The organism is Parvimonas parva (assembly GCF_045866535.1).
In the GTDB taxonomy this organism is placed as follows: Bacteria; Bacillota; Clostridia; order Tissierellales; family Peptoniphilaceae; genus Parvimonas; species Parvimonas parva.
In genome coordinates this window covers 1248529-1268473 of record NZ_AP038371.1, presented here as the reverse complement: position 1 = coordinate 1268473, position 19945 = coordinate 1248529, and the positions used below count along the sequence as shown (strand labels likewise).

At 28.2% G+C, this 19945-nt stretch carries 15 protein-coding genes; 14 read left to right on the top strand and 1 reads right to left on the bottom strand.

Annotated features, from left to right (window positions below):
- Positions 1–140: 140 nt before the first annotated feature.
- The 11 genes from ACKTSI_RS06280 to ACKTSI_RS06230 all read left to right on the top strand — a co-directional run bounded on the left by ACKTSI_RS06280 (position 141) and on the right by ACKTSI_RS06230 (position 15054).
- Complete coding sequence (locus tag ACKTSI_RS06280; protein WP_407862725.1) at positions 141–2045, top strand: bacterial Ig-like domain-containing protein; 1905 nt, start codon at positions 141–143, stop codon at positions 2043–2045.
- Positions 2046–2541: 496 nt separating this feature from the next.
- A complete protein-coding gene (locus tag ACKTSI_RS06275) occupies positions 2542–3126 on the top strand; it encodes a TetR/AcrR family transcriptional regulator (RefSeq protein ID WP_407862724.1) in 585 nt (194 codons plus the stop codon).
- An 11-nt stretch (positions 3127–3137) separates the two neighbouring features.
- Positions 3138–4853 (top strand): ABC transporter ATP-binding protein, encoded by a 1716-nt coding sequence (locus tag ACKTSI_RS06270; RefSeq protein WP_407862723.1) that lies wholly within the window; start codon positions 3138–3140, stop codon positions 4851–4853.
- A complete protein-coding gene (locus ACKTSI_RS06265) occupies positions 4853–6589 on the top strand; it encodes an ABC transporter ATP-binding protein (protein ID WP_407862722.1) in 1737 nt (578 codons plus the stop codon). Before ACKTSI_RS06270 ends, ACKTSI_RS06265 begins: the two co-directional genes overlap by 1 nt.
- 195 nt (positions 6590–6784) lie before the next feature.
- Positions 6785–7951: a DUF819 domain-containing protein gene (locus tag ACKTSI_RS06260; protein WP_201275846.1), complete on the top strand. Its 1167-nt coding sequence runs from the start codon at positions 6785–6787 to the stop codon at positions 7949–7951.
- A gap of 381 nt (positions 7952–8332) precedes the next feature.
- Entirely contained in the window at positions 8333–9289 is a 957-nt protein-coding gene (locus ACKTSI_RS06255) for an RluA family pseudouridine synthase (RefSeq protein ID WP_407862721.1), read from the top strand.
- Positions 9290–9353: 64 nt separating this feature from the next.
- On the top strand, positions 9354–9638 hold the full coding sequence (locus ACKTSI_RS06250) for a CC/Se motif family (seleno)protein (protein ID WP_269902527.1): 285 nt from the start codon (positions 9354–9356) through the stop codon (positions 9636–9638).
- A gap of 441 nt (positions 9639–10079) precedes the next feature.
- The gene (gene glmS, locus ACKTSI_RS06245; RefSeq protein WP_407862720.1) at positions 10080–11906 is read left to right on the top strand and encodes a glutamine--fructose-6-phosphate transaminase (isomerizing); all 1827 of its coding nucleotides are present in this window, start codon (positions 10080–10082) and stop codon (positions 11904–11906) included.
- Between the two features lie 51 nt (positions 11907–11957).
- A complete protein-coding gene (locus ACKTSI_RS06240; protein ID WP_407862719.1) occupies positions 11958–12764 on the top strand; it encodes an HAD family hydrolase in 807 nt (268 codons plus the stop codon).
- 9 nt (positions 12765–12773) lie between these two features.
- Positions 12774–13976, top strand: a complete 1203-nt coding sequence (locus ACKTSI_RS06235) for a GspE/PulE family protein (RefSeq protein ID WP_308577667.1) — start codon at positions 12774–12776, stop codon at positions 13974–13976.
- Entirely contained in the window at positions 13966–15054 is a 1089-nt protein-coding gene (locus ACKTSI_RS06230; RefSeq protein ID WP_407862718.1) for a type II secretion system F family protein, read from the top strand. The genes ACKTSI_RS06235 and ACKTSI_RS06230 overlap by 11 nt, the downstream gene beginning before the upstream one ends.
- 60 nt (positions 15055–15114) lie before the next feature.
- Here ACKTSI_RS06230 and mscL read toward each other — a convergent pair whose 3' ends face one another.
- The gene (gene mscL, locus ACKTSI_RS06225) at positions 15115–15525 is read right to left on the bottom strand and encodes a large-conductance mechanosensitive channel protein MscL (RefSeq protein ID WP_353888438.1); all 411 of its coding nucleotides are present in this window, start codon (positions 15523–15525) and stop codon (positions 15115–15117) included.
- 203 nt (positions 15526–15728) lie between these two features.
- Between mscL and ACKTSI_RS06220 the strand changes: the two genes are divergently transcribed.
- The 3 genes from ACKTSI_RS06220 (at position 15729) to thrS (ending at position 19870) form a co-directional block, all read left to right on the top strand.
- Positions 15729–16421, top strand: a complete 693-nt coding sequence (locus tag ACKTSI_RS06220; RefSeq protein ID WP_288868645.1) for a DUF6873 family GME fold protein — start codon at positions 15729–15731, stop codon at positions 16419–16421.
- A 2-nt stretch (positions 16422–16423) separates the two neighbouring features.
- Entirely contained in the window at positions 16424–17725 is a 1302-nt protein-coding gene (gene hisS / locus ACKTSI_RS06215) for a histidine--tRNA ligase (RefSeq protein ID WP_288868646.1), read from the top strand.
- A 198-nt stretch (positions 17726–17923) separates the two neighbouring features.
- Positions 17924–19870 (top strand): threonine--tRNA ligase, encoded by a 1947-nt coding sequence (thrS, locus tag ACKTSI_RS06210; RefSeq protein WP_407862717.1) that lies wholly within the window; start codon positions 17924–17926, stop codon positions 19868–19870.
- Positions 19871–19945 lie beyond the last annotated feature (75 nt).

The window sequence follows — 19945 nt, the reverse complement described above, 5'->3', positions numbered from 1 at the left end:
AGAGAGATTTGTATTTAAGATTTTTGATTAGAATTTTTGCAATTTAGGATAAAAAATGTAAAAAAACTATTGACAATATATATATATATATAATTTAAATGTAAGAAAATATAAAAATAAAAAATAGGGGTGAAATGAAAATGAAAAGGATAATGGGATTTTTTCTTGCTCTAGTGATGTTTATGGGTTGTCTGCCTTTAAATCCAATAGCTAGCTATGCAAATGGCAATGTAGAGATAAATGAAACAAACTTTGAGAATGAAGAATTTAGAAATTATGTAAGTCGTGAGTTTGATAAAGATCAAAATGGCTATTTAAGTCAGGACGAGTTAGATGAGGCTAAACGTATTGATATATACGGAACATCAGTTTCTTCTTTAAAAGGAATTGAACATTTTAAAAATCTTACTGACTTGTTTTGTTATGAAAACAAGCTAACAAGTTTAGATTTAAGTAACAACACAAATCTTACTAAATTGGTTTGTGATGCAAACGGTCTAACAAGTTTGGATGTAAGTAACAACACAAATCTTACTGAATTGGCTTGTACTAGAAACAAGCTAAAAAGTTTAGATGTAAGTAACAACACAAATCTTACTAAATTGGATTGTTATAGAAACAAGCTAACAGAGTTAGATGTAAGTAACAACACAAATCTTACTAAATTGCAGTGTTCTGCCAACAAGCTAACAGAGTTAGATGTAAGTAACAACACAAATCTTACTATATTGAGTTGTCATACAAACAATCTAACAAGTTTGGATGTAAGTAAAAACATAAATCTTACTGCATTGTGGTGTTTGTCCAACAATCTAACAAGTTTAGATGTAAGTCAAAACACAAATCTTACTATATTGAGTTGTTATAGAAACAATCTAAGAAGTTTGGATGTAAGTCAAAACACAAATCTTACTCAATTGGATTGTGATGAAAACAATCTAACAAGTTTAGATGTAAGTCAAAACACAAATCTTACTCACTTGAATTGTTATGGAAACAAGTTAACAAGTTTAGATGTAAGTAAAAACATAAATCTTACTGAGTTACATAGCGAAAAAAATCCACTGATATCTATAAAGCTAGTTAAAAAAGAAGATGCAACTCCTTCGACTTATAGATATAGTCTTAGGTTAACGCCAGCACAATATACTGTAAAAGTTAAAAAAGGAAGTAAAAAAGTTCCATTTGATAAACTTCCCCAAGGTTTTGATAAGAATAGAATTATTGAGTCTGATGTACAACTAGAAGAAGATGGATTTACTTGGGACGGTTCAACTAACCCTATAAAATTTCGCTATCAATTGTGTGAAAATCCAGATGAAGTTAAAAAAGGAGAAAAAGCAATTGCAGGTGCAGAAATTACAGTTGAAGAAATCGAATTTGACCCGGAACATGTAGTATCTATGGAAGTAACAAAACAGCCTAAAAAGTTAAGCTACACAGAAGGAGAAAAACTAGATTTATCAGGACTTGAAGTAAGATTAACAGATAAGCAAGGCTTAACAAAAGACGTAGCATTTAAAGACTTTGGAACATATAAAATCACAACAGATCCAGAAAATGATACAGCTTTAACATTAGATGACAACAACAAGCCTGTAACATTAACAAAAAGAAACTTGACAGCAGAAACAAATACAGTAGCTGCAAACAATGAAAAAGCCGTAAAATTAACAAAAGGTTTGTTAACTGCAGGAAAAAATCCATTAACTGCAGAAAAAAATCCATTAACTGCAGAAAAAAATCCATTAACTGCACAAACAAATACATTAACAGTAAAGGAAAAACTAACACCAACTCCAACACCTACAGATCCAGCAGTAGTAGGACCGGTAGATCCAAAAGATCCACCAGTAGATCCAAAATATCCACCAGTTGTAGGACCAGAAGATCCAACACAACCAGGTGGAAAGCCACAAGTAGCTAACAATAAGACACTTCCAAAGACAGCTAATAGTATGAACATAGAATTGTACACTTTTCTTATGATACTTTCAGCAGGATTACTTGTTGTAGCATTTAAAAGAAAAAAAGAGAGTCAATAGATAACTCAAATAGAAAAAAATCGACCTTTAAGATTTGATATGTACCCTCTTTACTGGACAAACCAGTAAGGAGGGTATTTTTATTTATTCTTTCATCTAAGATATTTTTAATAAAATTTCGTTAAATTATTTTATAATCAAATGCTAATAGATGTAAAATAGAAAACAAAAAATTTTTATTAACTTTTTGATTAAATTATATTTTTTAAAAATATCCTAGATTGCAAGAACTAAAAAGCCGATAACTAATACTACCGAATTTTTTAACATAAATTTCTCCTCCTAAATAATTTGTTTTTTAAATTTTAAAAAAACATATTTTTTATATCATATATAAATATTCATATTTTTGTAAATAGAAATACTAAATCAATATAAATTTTTTAAAAAAAATATTGAAAAGAATTATTAAAAGTTGTATAATATATTTAACGACGATTGTGTCGCTTTATTTTTAGTGTATAAAATATAAATATTTACAAAAAGGAGATTTATTATGCGTAATGAAAGACTACCTGCTGATGAGAGAAAGAGGCAGATTAGATATTGTGCGAAGGACGTTTTTATTCGTAAGGGATTTCACAATACGACTATGGAGGATGTAATAGCAGAGAGTGGCTTAAGTAAAGGTGGAGTTTATAGACATTACAAGAGTACAACGGAAATGATGTATGATTTAATGGAAGATGGTTGTGATTATAGATATAATGTTGTAGATAATTTTTTAAAAGAGCATAAAGATATAGATAAATATGATGCTCTTTCCGAAATTATTGTAGAGAAAATTTTAGCTGATAATGAGCTTTTGGCTGTTTATGTTATGTTTCTTCAAGAAAAAAATTATGATGAATCTTTGGAAAACTTATATTTGAAATTGGAAAGAGAAACTTTGATTAATATGAGAAGTCTTTTGAAAAATATGGGTATTAATTTTGATTTTATAGATGATAGGTTCTTTTCTGATTTTATAAATAGTTTAATTTTGGGAGGAGAAATTTTAAAGGCAAAGGAAAACTTTTATAAAAATAAAGAAAATTTAAAAGATATGATAAAAAATTATTTTAAAAATTTAGATAGATAGGAGGGTTAATTATGGAACTGATAAAAAAGTATGTAAATAAAAATGTTTTTAGTTATTTACTATCAGTTATTTTTGCGATTTTGGGAGTCGTAATGGGACTTATAACTTACATTATTCTTGCTAAGTTAGTGGTTTTGGTTGTTAGTGGAAATATGGATATTTCTTTCTATACACAAAATATTATTTTTATTTTGGGAGCTTTCGTTTTGAAAGAAGTTTTTGCAGGGATTTCTACTTTAATTTCTCATACTGCAACTTTTAAAGTTTTGGCTGATATGAGAAAAGATATTATGGGGAAATTATTTAAAATGCCTTTAGGAGATATTTTAAATTACAGTACGGGAAAATTAAAGGACATAATTGTTGACCAAGTTGATCATATGGAAACTTCTTTGGCGCATATTATTCCCGAGGTAACGGCCAATTTAGTTGGACCTATTGTGCTTTTAGGATATATGTTGATTTTAGATTGGCGTCTTATGTTGTTGTCTTTAATTCCTCTTGTAATTGGTTTTGGTGCAATGGCAACAATTATGAATGAAAGCTATCAATTAAGTTATAAAAAGTCTGTTGAAATAGGACAAAAGATGAATAATTCAGTTGTTGAGTATATTAATGGGGTTGAGGTTATTAAGGCTTTTAATCAAAGCGACAGCTCTTATGAAAAATATTCTAAGTCTGTTTATGATAATGCCAGTTTTTTCTATAATTGGATGAAGTCTTGTTCAATAAGGTCTGCAATGGGTATGCATTTATCTCCAATGGGACTTTTAACTATTTTGCCTTTTAGTGTTATTTTTTATTTGAATGGAAGTTTGAATGTTGTAAATTTAATTGCAATAATTATTTTATCTTTTGGAACTATTGAAAATTTAATAAAGATTTCAGCTTATATTGATGATTTAGCTAGAATTGGAACAATAACAGGAGAAATTCAAGGAATTTTAAGTTCAAAAGAATTGCTACATTCAAATTCTGATTTTGAAATTAAAAATTTTGATATAGACTTTGAAAATGTTTCATTTGCATATAATGAAGATAAACAAATTTTAGAAGATTTATCCTTAAATATAAAGGAAAATAGAGCTACTGCGTTTGTTGGGCCAAGTGGTAGTGGTAAGAGTACGATTACAAAGTTAATTGCAGGTTTTTGGGATATTGACAAGGGAGATATAAAAATCGGTGGAGTTAGTTTGAAAGATATTTCTTTGAAAAAACTTTCTGATTTGATTTCTTATGTTTCACAAGATAATTTCCTTTTTGATATTAGCATAAGGGAAAATATAAGAATTGCAAAACCTGATGCAACTGATGAAGAAATTGTTGAAATGGCTAAAAAATCAGGTTGCCACGAATTTATTATAAATTTGGAGAATGGATACGATACTATTGTTGGAGAGGGTGGAAGTCATTTGTCCGGAGGAGAAAGACAAAGAATTTCTATTGCAAGGGCTATGCTTAAAAATGCACCAATAGTTATTTTGGACGAGGCAACTTCTTATATTGATGCTGAAAATGAAAGTATTATACAAGAGTCAATCAGTAATTTGGTTAAGGGCAAAACTTTGATTATGATTGCTCATAGACTTAGAACTGTAACAAATGTTGATGAAATTTTTGTTATAGAAAATGGGAAAATAAATTCAAAAGGAACACATAATGAACTTATTGAAAATTCAAAACTTTATAAGGAAATGTGGGATTCTGCAATAAAGGGGGAAGAGTAATGCTTACAGTATTTAGAAAAATATGGAATTTTTCCATAAAAGAACAAAAAAATATAAAATTTTCTATTTTCTTTGCACTTTTAAATGCAATATTTAACTCTTTTCAATTTGGCGCAATTTATTATATTCTAAATAAAATTTTTACAAATACTTTAGAAACTAGAGATGCCTTAATTGTATTTTTGATTATGCTTGTATGTGTGGTTGGGAAGATTTTTACTCAAAAGACTTCACAGCTACAACAAACTCATGCAGGATATTTTATGTCTGCTCATAGGAGAATAGAAATTGGAGAAAAAATCAAAAAAGTTCCAATGGGATTTTTCTCAAGTTTTAATCTTGGAAAACTTACAACTCTTGCGACTACAAACTTAAGTCAAATAGAAATGTGGGTGCCAATGTTACTTGTAATGGTACTTGGAGGAATGCTTACAACTTTTGTTTTTGTTGTTGGATTGTTTTTCTTTAATTACAAAATTGCTTTGATTGCAACTTTAGGAATATTTGCATTTTTATTTGTAACTGCCATGATGGAAAGAAAATCCAGAAAAAATGCTATGAAGGCGCATAAGATACAAGCAATACTTACTTCACAAGTTCTATCTGCACTTCTAGGAATGCAAATTATTAAGTCATATAATCTTGTTAATGAAAATAATAAAGATTTGGAAAAATCTTTTGATGATGTTCGTGATTATACATTGGGCTTGGAAAAAACTTTAATTCCTTACAACATAATTCAAAAGATTGTAATCGCCATAACAACATCTTGTATGCTTTATGTTTCTTTTAATATGTATGTTGCAGGTAGTATAATTTTGTCCGATTTAATTATGCTTACTATTGCAAGTTATGTAATTTTTAATGGGATTATCGGAGCGGGCAGTGTAATGGCAATTCTTAGAGTTACTGAAAATGCGATAGATTCACTAAATTATGTAAATGAAATTCCTGATATGAAAGAGGGAATCGTTGAAAAAGAAATTGATAACTTTGATATAGAATTTAGAAATGTTGAATTTAGTTACAATAAAAAGAAGATTTTGAATAATATTTCTTGTAAGATAAATCAAAATAATTTAACTGCAATAGTTGGGCCGTCAGGCTCCGGAAAGACAACTTTTTGTAATTTGATTGCAAGATTTTGGGACGTGAATTCAGGAAGTATTTTGATTGGTGGAAAGGATATAAGAGAATATTCACTTAAAAATTTAATGAAAAATATTTCTTTTGTTTTCCAAAATGTTTATCTTTTTGAAGATACAATAGAAAACAATATAAAATTTGGAAAGCCGAATGCAACTAGAGAAGAAGTTATTGAAGTTGCTAAAAAGTCTATGTGCCACGACTTTATTATGAGTTTACCTGATGGATACGATACAATTATTGTTGAGGGAGGTTCTAACCTTTCAGGAGGAGAAAAACAAAGAATTTCAATCGCAAGAGCTATGCTAAAAGATGCACCGATAATAATATTTGACGAGGCAACTGCGAATGTTGACCCTGAAAATGAAGATAAATTACAAAATGCAATCGAAGAGCTGACAAAAGATAAAACCGTTATAATGATTGCACATAGATTAAAGACAATCAGAAATGCAAATCAAATTTTAGTTCTAAACCAAGGACATATCGAAGAATCCGGAACACATAGCGAATTGATAGAACACAACGGATTGTATAAAGATTTAATCGACTCAAAGAATAAATCAGTTAATTGGAAAATAGAAAATTAGAAAAAAGGGTAGCAATGGCTACAATAAATAAAAAAAGAAATAAATAGTTGATTAAAAAAATCTCAAAGCCTTAGCTTTGGGATTTTTGTACATTTGTAAATGAATGTGAGAGCAAAAATTACAAAAAATATATTGACTTTTTAAATGCATTTATTGTACAATGAATGTACAACAATATATTTAAAGGGGGAAAATTTGTTGAATGCTTTGATTACAAGAAATGACGGTTTACTTTTCGTCATATTACTAATGGTTTCATTATCATTATGGGTACAAAAATATAAAGTTTTTAAATCTTTAGGACCTGTTCTTACAGTTGTAGTACTAGGGATTATTTTATCAAATACCCATATTGTTCCTATTTCTCATGATTTATATGGAGAAATTTCTACTTATTTAGTTCCAGTTGCAATTTCAGTTTGTATGCTTAGTATGAATTTTAAAGAGCTAAAAAAGCTTACTAAAGAGCCTCTATTGGCTTTGGTTTCTGCTATCTTTTCTGTCTGTATAGTTGCTATAATATTGGGAATTTATTTTGCGCCGAAAATAATTGAAGGTTGGAAATGCGCGGGTATGTTTGTAGGAACTTATACAGGAGGAACTCCTAACTTAACAGCTATAGCTACAGGACTTGATTGTTCAAGAGAAACTCTTGCTGCGGCAAATGCAGCAGATTATGTTGTTTCAACACCACTTATGGTATTTTTATTTGCATCTCCTATGATTCTTAAAGCATCAAAAAGATGGAATAAATTTTGGCCATATCAACTTAGTGATGAAGAATTAGAAGATGGTGAACAAGAAACACTTATGTCCGATAAAAAATGGTCAATAAAAGATATAACTTGGTTACTTACTATAGGTTTTGCTGTAACATTTTTTACTACAATTATTTCTCAAAAAATATTTCCTGCAGATTTTTGGAAATCAGGAAGATTATTGATGCTTACAACTGTTTCTATAATCATTTCTCAATTGAAACCTGTAAAAAAATTAAGAGGAAATTTAGATTTAGGATTGTTTTTATCTTTAATTTTTCTTTCAACAATAGGATTTGCAGTTGATTTAAAACAATTTATCGGTTCAGCATTTATGATGACTTTGTATGTATTACTAATGTTAATATTTTGTATATTAGTACATTTAATAATATGTAGATTATTAAAAATTAAATATGAATATGTAATTTTATCAATGGTAGGATGCATTGTAGATGGACCAACATCTGCTCTTACAGCGGCAGGAGCTAATTGGAAATCTCTTATAAATGTAGGATTGATAATGGGTATAATAGCAGGGGCTTTAGGAAATTATGTAGGAATATTTGTATCCTATACAGTTAAATATTTATGTGGTCTATAGGTTAGATTATGTAATATTAAAAAATTTAGGAAGTGATAAAGTAAAATTCACTTCCTTTTTTAATAAAAATATTTATTTAAACAAATAAATACTTTAATGTACATTTGTAAATGATGGATATAACATTTGTTGTGTTTTTTATTTTCTTGATTTTGTGATATAATTAAATTTACCTTAGACTAATCCAAAAGAAAATTTAATTTCATCATATTTTACTTTAAAAAAATCGTATAAAATGGAAAATATGATATAATTAAATTCACAATAAATTAATCTAAAAGAAAATTTAATTTTATCACAAATAGGGATGACGGAGTAAGTAGAGTGATGTTTTTTAATAGCTTGATGTTAAAAGTAAACAAAATATGAAAGTGAGAAACTATGAGAAATGTTGAAATAAATATAAATGATTCTGCTCAAAGAATCGATAGGTTTTTGAAAAAGTATTTGAATAATGCTAGTACGTCTATGATTCAAAAGTTTTTGAGGACTAAAAAGATAAAAGTTAATAAAAAAAGAGTTGATGCAAATTATATTTTAAATGAAAATGATATTGTGAATATTTTTATTTATGAGGAAGAACTTGAAAAGTTGATTATTTCAAAGACTAAGAAGTATTCATATTCTAAAAAACTTGATGTAGTTTATGAAGATGAAAATATAATTGTTATGAATAAGCCGAAAAATTTGTTATCTCATGCATCTTCAAAAGAGGATTATGGTAATAATTTGGTTGATTTTATGATTGGCTACTTGCTTGAAAAGGGTGATTACAATCCAAGAGTTGAAAAAACTTTTGTTCCTGCGATAATAAATAGGCTTGATAGAAATACTTCAGGTCTTGTTATTGGGGCTAAGAATTCAATGGCGCTTAGAGAGTTAAATAGAATTAAAGAAACCTCTGTTGAAAAATATTATAAAACTGTTGTAAGTGGTTATGTTAAGAAAAATTTTATCATTAATGAAAAACTTGAAAAGAACGAAGAAAAAAACAAATCAAGTATTTCAAAAAATGGTAAGGAGTCCATAACAGAAGTTTATGTTGAAAGGAATAATGAAAATTTTAGTTTGCTTAAGATAAAACTTGTAACGGGTAGAACTCATCAGATTAGAAGTCATTTAAGTTCTAAGGGATTTCCTATAATTGGTGATGTGAAGTATGGCGATATGGAAGTTAATAAATTTTTTAGAAATAATTTTGATTTAAAGAGCCAGTTTTTACACGCAGAAACTATAATTTTTAAAAATATAGAAGGTGAGCTTAGTTACCTTAATGATAAAGAATTTTTTGCTCCAATGGAAGAAAATTACAAAAATATAATTAGAAAAATATTTTGATAAAAAGTTTCATAAATTTTGTTGAGGGTATATTCTTTGTATCAGAACATTAGAGGTGAATATTATGAAAATTATAATTGATGAAAAAGCTAAAAATTTTTTAGAAAAGAAAAACAATGGTGTTATGACTGTTGAGGTTAGAGGTTGCAGTTCTTGAAGTGGTGTTGTTTTAAAACCAATGGCTTCATTAGGTAAACCTTTAAATTTAGATAAATATACATTAGAAAATATTGATGGAATAGATGTGTATGTTATGAATGGAATTAAAGCAGTTAATGATACTGTTACTGTTTCAACTATGAGTTTTCTATTTATGGAAAATTTGGTAGTTAATGGAATAATTGTTTAAAAGGCTGTTTATACAGTCTTTTTTTGTTAGGAGTGATTAATATAAAAGTTGTTATAAATGAAAAAGCAAAAAAACTTTTAAAGGAAAATCAAAAGGAGATAATGGTTGAGCTTAAAGGTTGGAGTAACTGAAATTGTTCAACTGAATTAAAACCGTCGGTTTCGATTGGTAAGCCTAAAAACACAAATGCTTTTGATTTTTTTGAAGTGGATGATTTTAATATTTACATTACTAGAAAACTTCCTGAAGATTCTTTTGTAGAAATTTCTTCAGCTACTTTTTATGATTTGGAGTATTTGATAGCAATAGTTAAATAAGATTTTATATTGTATTGAACTATTGTGTCGCACTATATGCTAATTTTTCTACTTGAAAAAATTTGCAAAATGTGATATTATATGTGAATAAGTAGCGATAAAATTATTTTTAGGAGGGAATTTTATGTGCGGTATTGTTGGATACATTGGTAGTTCAAATGCTATTGATGTAATTTTAAACGGATTAGAAACTTTAGAATATAGAGGATACGATTCATCTGGAATCGCATTTTTAGAAGATAATAAAATAGATGTTGTTAAAGCTGTTGGAAGAATCAGCAATTTAAGAGAAAAATTAGAAAATGAATATAAAAATAAAATTTCAAATATTGGTGTAGGGCATACAAGATGGGCAACTCATGGAGTTCCGTCAGATGGAAACTCACACCCACATTTAAGTATGAATTCAAAATTTGCAGTAGTTCATAATGGAATAATCGAAAATTATTTACATTTAAAAGAAGAACTTTTAGCTAAAAATTTTGTTTTTAAATCAGAAACTGATACGGAGGTTATTCCTCAATTATTGGAAGACTTAGATGATGGAGATTTTTTAAGTACAGTTTTTAAAATGAGAAAAAAAGTAAAGGGAAGTTATGCTTTTGGGATTTTAAAACAAGATACCAAAGAGCTTATTGGAACTAGAAAAGAAAGTCCTTTAATCGTTGGTATTGGCGATGGAGAGTTTTTCATTGCGTCAGATGTTATTGCAGTTTTGAAATATACAAGAGATATTATTTATCTTGAAAATGGAGATTTAATTCATTTTAAAGACGGAAAATATATTATTTATGATGAAGATAACAATGTTGTTACTAGAGAACTTAAACATATTGATTGGTCTGTTGAGGCAGCTACAAAAGACGGCTATGACCATTTTATGTTAAAGGAAATTTATGAACAACCAAAAGTTATTGAAGAAACTTTCCTTAGAAGATTAGACGAAAATGATGAATTAGTTTTAGACGGAATGGAAAGTTTATTAAATGAAAATTTAAGTAAATTTAATAAATGCTATATTGTGGCTTGTGGTACAGCATATCATTCAGGGCTTGTTAGTAAGGGAATTTTAGAAAAAGCCTTAAGATTTCCTGTAATTGTCGATATTGCATCTGAATTTAGATATTCAGACAGAATGGTAGATGATAAAACTTTGGTTATAATCATCAGTCAGTCAGGAGAAACTGCTGATACACTTGCGGGACTTAGAGAGGCTAAAAACAAAGGAGCAACTATTTTAAGTGTTACAAATGTTGTCGGCTCATCAATAGCAAGAGAGTCAGACAATGTATTTTACACTTGGGCAGGACCTGAAATAGCTGTTGCAAGCACAAAGGGTTATACAACACAAGTTACTGCTCTTTATATGATTGCTTTAAAATTTGCTAGAATTTTAGGGACAATTTCTTTAGATGAATATAAAAATGTAATTTCAAATTTAAAGGAATTGCCAAGCAAAATAGAAACTTTATTGAAAGATACAGAAATTTATAAAAAAATTGCATTAGAATTAAAAGACAAGAATACTTGTTTCTACTTAGGAAGAGGTCTTGATTATTATACTGCTATGGAAAGTGCATTGAAATTAAAAGAAATTTCATATATCTATACTGAAAGCTTTGCAGCTGGCGAGTTAAAACATGGAACTATCGCTTTGATCGAAGAAGGAACTCCTGTTTTTGTGGTTGCGACTCAAGAGAGATTATATGAAAAAATTATTTCAAATGTAAAAGAAGTTAAAACAAGAGGAGCGCATGTTGTTGAAATAACTCACTTGGATAACAATCTTGACGTTTCTGATGAAAAAATATTAATTCCGGGTACAATAGAAATTTTAATGCCTATAATTTCAGTTGTTGCAAGTCAACTTATTGCTTATTATGTATCCTTAGCAAAGGGAAATGATGTTGATAAGCCAAGAAATTTAGCGAAATCCGTTACGGTTGAATAGAATTAGAGGGGACTTTGAAGTCCCTTTTTTGATAAAAGTTAGGAGAAAATTATGTATAAATTAATAGCACTTGATATGGACGGAACAACTTTTAATGAGGAGCATAGAATCTCAGATGTTGTTAAAGATGCCTTATTTTACGCTATGGAAAAAGGTGTAAAGATTGCATTTATTTCAGGCAGAGAGGAATTTACAATAAAACAAACACTAGAGGAGTTAAAAATAGATACTTATTATGGAGCTTTAAATGGTAGTTTGATTTCTACAACTTACAGCAAAGTTCCAAAATTTGTAAAGAGTTTGAATAAAGAATATCTTTTTGATATTTTAGATACTATTGAAAAGAATGATTTGACACCAATAGTTTTTTTGGAAAATTTAATTTTTACAAATGATTCAAATGATGAATATGTTGAGATTATTTCTAAATTTATAAATCCTAAAATAATTAGGGTTAAGAGTGTTAAGGAATATATTTTAGAAAATAATTTAGAAGAAAAGGTCTTGAAAATTGGAATTTGTCAAGAATATGATGTTTTGAAAATTTTAGAAGAAAAGTTTTCTGATACGATAAAAAGTGAATATACTTTAGCTTTTTCATTGCCTTTCTTTTTTGAATTAATGGCAAAAGATACAGACAAAGGTTCTTGTTTAAGGGAAATTTGTAGGCTTAATGATATAGAATTGTCTGAAACTATCGCAATAGGAGATGGAGAAAATGACATTCCTATGTTAAACATTTCAGGACTTTCTATTGCAATGGGTAATGCTATGGAAAATGTAAAGAAAAATGTTGATTATATAACTGATACGAATAAAAATGACGGAGTTGCAAAGTCTATAAGAAAGTTTATTTAGAGGAAAGTTATGAAAAAAATTTTTGTTGATAAAGTTGATAATGTCGAAGATTTTGTTAATACAGTAGTATCTGTTGCGATAGAAAACAATGCATCAGATATACATTTTGAGCCAAGAGAAGATGCTTTTTATATAAGATATAGAATTGACGGAGAACTTATTGATATCTATAAAGTCAGCAGTTTTAATGCTCCTATTATAATTTCTCGTATAAAAATCATCTCAAAAATGGATATTACAATTAAGAGAATGCCACAAGACGGAAGATTAGATTTTAATTTTAATGAAAATTCAGTTGACATTAGAGTTGCATCTGTTCCTGTAATTTTGGGCGAAAAAATTGTAATGAGAATTTTAAATTCCGGAAATTTTAAAATTGATATTGACAATTTAGGACTTTATGAAGAAGAAAAATATCTAATAGAAAATATTATAAAAAGTCCAAACGGTGTTTTAATCATAAGTGGGCCAACAGGAAGCGGTAAATCTTCAACACTCTACTCATTTGTAAAAAAATTACAAAAAGAAAGTATCAACATAATTACTTTAGAAGACCCGGTTGAAGTTAGAATTAGTGGAATAAACCAAATAAATATAAATCAAGCATTGGGACTTGACTTTGCAACCGGACTTAGAGCTATGTTAAGACAAGATTTTGAAGTTGGTTTGGTTGGAGAAATGAGAGATAGAGAAACTGCAAATATTGCTCTTAGAGCAGGGATAACGGGGCATCTCATTTTTACAACTTTACATACAGCAGATACGGTTTCAGCGATAATTAGACTTTTGAATTTGGGAATAGAAAATTATGTAATTTCTTCCGGAGTAATTGCTATTTTATCGCAAAGACTTGTTAGGAAACTCTGTCCAAAATGTAAAGTTAAAAGAGCTTTAACTGAATTTGAAAAGGAGAATTTTAAGAAAAACGGTCTTGAAATTCCAAAATATATTTACGATAAATGTGGCTGTGAAGATTGTAATAGTGGATATATTGGAAGAACTTTGATTTTAGAGCATTTAATTTTAGATGATGAAATAAAAGAAATCATAAATGAAAATTGTAACAGTGTTAGACTTTATGAATACTTTAGAAAAAATGGAAATGAAAGTTTGTATAAAAACGGACTTAGAAAAATTGCTGACGGTATAACAAGTTTTGAAGAGGTTAATAAAATTTTGTTTTCATTAGGAGAGTTTGAAAATGAGTTTTAAAGAAAAGTTTTTTAATATTTTAAATATGGAAATTGGAAATAAACTTAATTTACTTGATTTAAGTATTTCCCTAAAAGAGGCGGGACTTCTTTTAAAATCAAATATTAATACTGCTGAAACGATAAATTTACTTTCAAAAACTTCTCCAAATAAGACTTTAAAGAAAATTTTTGCAGAAGTTTATGAAAACTTATTAAAAGGATTTGACTTATATCAATCTTTTTCGGAAACGAAAAAATTTGACAATTTATTTTTATCTTTAATAAAATCCGGGGAGAGTTCAGAAAAATTATCGGAAGTTTTCTTGTATTTATCATTGTATTACGAAAAGAAATACAAACTGAAACAAAAACTTATAAGTATAATGACTTACCCTATTATATTACTTTTTGTTACATTTGTGGTTTTAGTTTTTCTTTTAAACAATGTAATACCAATGTTTTTAGAGATTTTTGAAGATAGTAATGTAGAACTTCCTAAAGTTACAAAATTTTTAGTAAAAAGTACAAATTTTGTAAAGCAAAATTATTTATATATAATTTTAGGAATTTTAATTTTTGTTATTTTTATAAAATTTATTTCAAAGAAATATTCAGTTAGAAAATTCTTTGGAAAAATGCTTTTTAAAATTCCTTATATAAAGGTGCATTACCAAAATTACATCACTTCAATAGTTGCAAAAAATCTTACGATTTTGTTAAATGGAAATATAAGTATAGTTGAGGCTTTGGAAATTGTAAAAAATTCTACAAGAAACATTTTTATTAGTGAACATCTAGAAGATGCTATTTTAAAAATAAAAAGTGGAAAGCTAATTGCAAATTCTTTGGAAGATGATTTGATTTTCAACCTTGCATTTATAAATATGGTTGCAATAGGAGAAAGTAGTGAAAACTTAGTTGAAATACTTGAAAGCGCGACAGAGTATTACGACCAAAAAATAAATTATTCAGTCGATAAAATATTACAATATTTACAACCTATTATAATAATTTTAATTTCACTCTTTGTTGCATTAATCGTCTTTTCAATAGCAATACCGATTTTCGACTTGTCGAACGGAATAAGTATAGAATAGATAACAAAAAAGCTACGATTTTTTTTTCGTAGCTTTTGTTTTTTTCTTATTTTTCTTTGATTATTTTTCTTTTATTTCTGCTAAGATATTCTTAATGTCTGTTAAGATTTCTTCTTGAGTTGGAGCTTTTGGTGTTTCTTCAACTACTTCTTCTTTCTTTCTTGTTAGCTTATTCATAGCTTTTACCATCATAAAGATACAGAAAGCAATAATTAGAAAATCAATAACATTTTGAATAAATGCTCCGTATTTAAAAGCAACTTCTGCAATTTCTTTAGACTTATCTCCAGCTTTTAATACAATTTTTAGATCTGAAAAATTAATACCACCTGTTAAAATTGAAAGTAAAGGCATTAAAATGTCATTTACTAAAGAAGTAACGATTTTTCCGAATGCTCCACCTATAATTACCCCAACTGCCAAGTCCATTACATTACCTTTTAAGGCAAATTCTTTAAATTCTTTTAACATAAACATCCTCCTAAATAAATGTGATATAATAAATATGAATTTACAATTCTTGTGTAAAAGAATATTTATTTCATCATATTTACCTTTTTAAATTTATTAAAATGGAAATATGATATAATATACATAACTTAAAAAAGTTAAGTCATAATTACTAAGATTAATTATACCCAATTACATAAAATTTAATCATTTAGGAGATTAATATGTTACAAAAAGTTTTAGTTAGTAATAAAGCTAGTGAAAGTTTTTTTGAACTTTTAAATTCAAAAAATATTGAATATATAAAAAGTGTAGATAATGAAAAATTTAATAAAAATTATAATGACCATATCGATATTAGCGTTTTAAAAATTGATGATGAAATTTATATTGAAGATTCTGTTTTTGAATATTATAGTGAATTTTTAAAAGAGTTTAGGTTAAAAAGAATTTGCGTTTCAGGTTTTAAAAATAGTGAAATTGTTTTAAATATCTCAAAGAATGATAAGTACTTTTTTCATAATGAAAAATTTACAACAAATGAAATTTTTGAAAAGCTGAGTTTGAATAGAAAATATATAAAAGTAAATCAGGGATATGCAAATTGTAGTATGATTTGTTTTAAAAATCATATCATAACAAGTGATGAGGGAATTTATAAGACTTTAAAAAATGAAAAAATAAATGTGAAAGTTGTTACAACAGACGGAATTATATTAAATGGATATAAAAATGGATTTATCGGAGGAACTTGCGGTTTTGTTTCTGATGATACTTTATTGTTCTATGGTGATGTGACAAAATACAAAGATTATGATATAATTAAACACATAGCAGATGAAGAAAATGTGAAAATAATTTTTCCAAAAGATGAAGAATTTGTCGATTTGGGTGGGATTATTTCACTATGGAGGTAATTATGGGATTTATAAAGCCAAGCAATGTTGTTGGAACTATGGAACTTTTGCCTAGTGAACAAATTTTGTTTGATAATGTTAAAAATATAATTGAGGATACTTTTAAAAAGCGTGGTTTTTTACCGATAGATACGCCTGTTTTTGAAAAGAATGAGATTCTTTTGGCTAAGGGTGGTGGAGAAACTACAAAACAAATTTTTAAGATTGATTCTGAAAGCAAGGATATTTCTTTAAGATTTGATTTGACTGTTCCTTTGGCGAGATATGTTGCTCAGTATTTTAATGATTTGAATTTTCCTTTTAGAAGATACCATATAGGTAAAGTTTATCGTGGAGAGAGAAATCAAAAGGGAAGATATAAAGAGTTTTATCAATGTGATATTGATGTTATTGGAAATGGAAAACTTGATATAAAAAATGATGCAGAGCTTCCTTATATAATTTATGAAATTTTTTCAAAGATTATAAACGAAAAGTTTGCGATTAATTTTAGTAATTTAAAAATTATAAATGGCTTTTTTGAAAGTTTAGGTATTGAGAATAAGACAGATATTTTAAGAATTATTGATAAGATTGAAAAAATCGGTCTTGAAAAAGTTGTTTCAGAGCTTAAAGCTATCGACATTTCTGATAATGTTATAGAAAAAATTGTAGAATTTATAAATATATCCGGAAGTAATGAGGAAATTATCGAAAAGTTAAATTCTTTAGAAATTTCAAATGAACTTTTTGTAAAAGGGGTTGAGGAGTTAAAAGAGGTTTATGTTTGTATGAAACTTTTTGGTATTCCTGATGAATTTATAAGAATAAACTTGACGATAACAAGAGGTCTTGACTATTATACAGGAACTGTTTATGAAACATTTTTAGAAAATTATAGACAACTTGGAAGTGTATGCTCCGGAGGTCGATATGACGATCTTTCAAGTAATTATACAAGTCAAGTTTTGCCCGGTGTTGGTATTTCTATCGGACTTACAAGACTGTTCTACCAACTACTTGATAAGAATTTATTTAAGGAAATAAAGGTAAATAGTATTGATGCTTTAATCATTCCGATGGAAAATTGTTATGATTATGCCATAAAACTATTGAATTTATTTAAAAATAGTGGTAAAATAATACAAATATATTTTGAAGATGCAAAGATGAAGAAAAAAATATCTTATGCAGACAAGTTAAATATTCCTTATATAATCATAGTTGGAGAGGACGAGAAAAATACAAATACTTACACAGTTAAGGATTTAAAAACTGGAGAGCAAAAGACTGTTGATTTTGAAGGATTGTTAAAGTTAATATAGACGTTGAAGTAACGAGTAGGAAAATAGGGCTTTAAGAGAGAGTGGAACGTGGCTGTAATTCCATTTAAGATACCGTTTTTTGAAAACTATTATGGAGTCTTTTATCTAATTAAGAAGTAATTAGGGTGGAACCACGAGCCATCGTCCCTACGTTGTAGGGGTGAAGGCTCTTTTTGTATAGAAAAATAGGAGGAAGATATGGAAATGATTAAAGTTACATTCCCTGACGGGTCTGTTCATGAATTTGAAAAAGGTGTAAAAATTTTAGATGTTGCAATCAGTATTTCTGAAGGTTTTGCAAGAAATGTTTTAGGAGCAGTTATAAATGATGAGATTACAAAAGGTTTAAGTGAAACATTAAAAGAAGATTGCACAGTTAAATTTGTAAAGTTTGAGGATAAAGAAGGAAAAGATATTTTCTGGCATACATCAAGTCATGTTATGGCTCTTGCCATTCAAAGACTTTTCCCTGATACAAAGTTTGGTATCGGACCATCAATAGAAAACGGATTTTACTATGACTTAGATTCTGATCATAAATTCACACCGGAAGATTTGATTAAAATTGAAGAAGAAATGAAAAAAATAGTAAAAGAAGGATTTTCAGTAGATAGAAAAGAAGTAGATAGAGATTTTGCTTTAAAATATTTTGCGGAAAAAGGACAAGATTATAAAATTGACTTAATCGAAGGTTTTGATGCAGATGCTGAGCTTTCTTTCTATGAATTAGGAGAATTTACTGACCTTTGTAGAGGACCTCATCTTGTTGATGTAAAGAAAATTAAAGCTGTTAAACTTTTGAGTATTGCAGGTGCATATTGGAGAGGTAGCGAAAAAAATAAAATGCTACAAAGAATTTACGGTATAACTTTTGAAAAGAAAAAAGATTTAGATGAATACTTAGAATATTTAGAAGATGCAAAACAAAGAGACCACAGAAAAATCGGTAAAGAATTGGGAATCTTTATGATTAGCCAAAATGTAGGTGCAGGACTTCCTTTCTGGTTACCAAAGGGAGCAACAATTAGACGTGTAGTTGAAAGATATATAGTAGATAAAGAAATTGAATGTGGATATGAACATGTTTATACACCAATCCTTGCAAATGTTGATTTATATAAAACTTCAGGACATTGGGACCATTACCAAGACAGTATGTTCCCTCCAATGGACTTAGGAAATGGAGAAATGTTAGTTTTAAGACCTATGAACTGTCCTCATCACATGGAAATCTACAATAATGAAGTTCATAGTTACAAGGAGTTTCCTATCAGAATTGCAGAACTTGGAATGATGCACCGTTACGAAATGAGTGGAACATTATCAGGGCTTCAAAGAGTTAGAGAAATGACTTTGAATGACGCTCACATTTTTGTTCGTCCTGACCAAATTCAAGAAGAATTTACAAGAGTTGTAAACTTAATGAAATCTGTTTACGAAGATTTTGACATAAAGAATTATAGATTTAGATTAAGTTACAGAGACCCTGAAAATAAAGAAAAATATTTTGATAATGATGAAATGTGGAACAATGCCGAAACAATGCTTAAAAAGGCAATGGACGACTTGGGATATGAATACTTTGAAGCAAAAGGAGAGGCTGCTTTCTATGGTCCAAAACTTGACGTTCAAGTAAAAACTGCAATAGGTTTAGAAGAAACTCTTTCTACAATTCAACTTGACTTCTTGTTACCGGAAAGATTTGACTTAACTTATGTTGGAGAAGACGGAAAGAATAATCACAGACCTGTTGTAATCCACAGAGGAATTGTTTCAACAATGGAAAGATTTATAGCTTATCTAATTGAAGAATATAAAGGGTCATTCCCAACATGGTTATCACCTGAACAAGTTAAAATTTTACCGATTTCAGATAAATTTAACGACTATGCTTATGAGCTAAAACAAGCATTTGCTAAAAAAGATATAAGAGTATCAGTTGATGATAGAGCTGAAAAAATTGGATTAAAAATTAGAGAGGCACAACTTGCTAAAATTCCTTACAGCTTGATAGTTGGAGAAAATGAAGTAAACGAAAAAACTGTTTCTGTTAGAAAACGTGGAGAGGGAGATAAAGGCTCAATGAAAGCAGAAGAGTTCCTTGAAATGATTCTTGATGAAGTAAATGCAAAAGTAATTAAATAGTTAAAGAAAAAGTTATTGTGATTTTCGCAATAACTTTTTTTTAGCATAAAAAAAACTGTATAGAATAATTTATAC

Coding starts and splice junctions, on each gene's coding strand:
- ACKTSI_RS06280 (WP_407862725.1), top strand. CDS start 141: ATGAAAAGGATAATGGGATTTTTTCTTGCTCTAGTGATGTTTATGGGT.
- ACKTSI_RS06275 (WP_407862724.1), top strand. CDS start 2,542: ATGCGTAATGAAAGACTACCTGCTGATGAGAGAAAGAGGCAGATTAGA.
- ACKTSI_RS06270 (WP_407862723.1), top strand. CDS start 3,138: ATGGAACTGATAAAAAAGTATGTAAATAAAAATGTTTTTAGTTATTTA.
- ACKTSI_RS06265 (WP_407862722.1), top strand. CDS start 4,853: ATGCTTACAGTATTTAGAAAAATATGGAATTTTTCCATAAAAGAACAA.
- ACKTSI_RS06255 (WP_407862721.1), top strand. CDS start 8,333: ATGAGAAATGTTGAAATAAATATAAATGATTCTGCTCAAAGAATCGAT.
- glmS (WP_407862720.1), top strand. CDS start 10,080: ATGTGCGGTATTGTTGGATACATTGGTAGTTCAAATGCTATTGATGTA.
- ACKTSI_RS06240 (WP_407862719.1), top strand. CDS start 11,958: ATGTATAAATTAATAGCACTTGATATGGACGGAACAACTTTTAATGAG.
- ACKTSI_RS06235 (WP_308577667.1), top strand. CDS start 12,774: ATGAAAAAAATTTTTGTTGATAAAGTTGATAATGTCGAAGATTTTGTT.
- ACKTSI_RS06230 (WP_407862718.1), top strand. CDS start 13,966: ATGAGTTTTAAAGAAAAGTTTTTTAATATTTTAAATATGGAAATTGGA.
- mscL (WP_353888438.1), bottom strand. CDS start 15,525: ATGTTAAAAGAATTTAAAGAATTTGCCTTAAAAGGTAATGTAATGGAC.
- ACKTSI_RS06220 (WP_288868645.1), top strand. CDS start 15,729: ATGTTACAAAAAGTTTTAGTTAGTAATAAAGCTAGTGAAAGTTTTTTT.
- hisS (WP_288868646.1), top strand. CDS start 16,424: ATGGGATTTATAAAGCCAAGCAATGTTGTTGGAACTATGGAACTTTTG.
- thrS (WP_407862717.1), top strand. CDS start 17,924: ATGGAAATGATTAAAGTTACATTCCCTGACGGGTCTGTTCATGAATTT.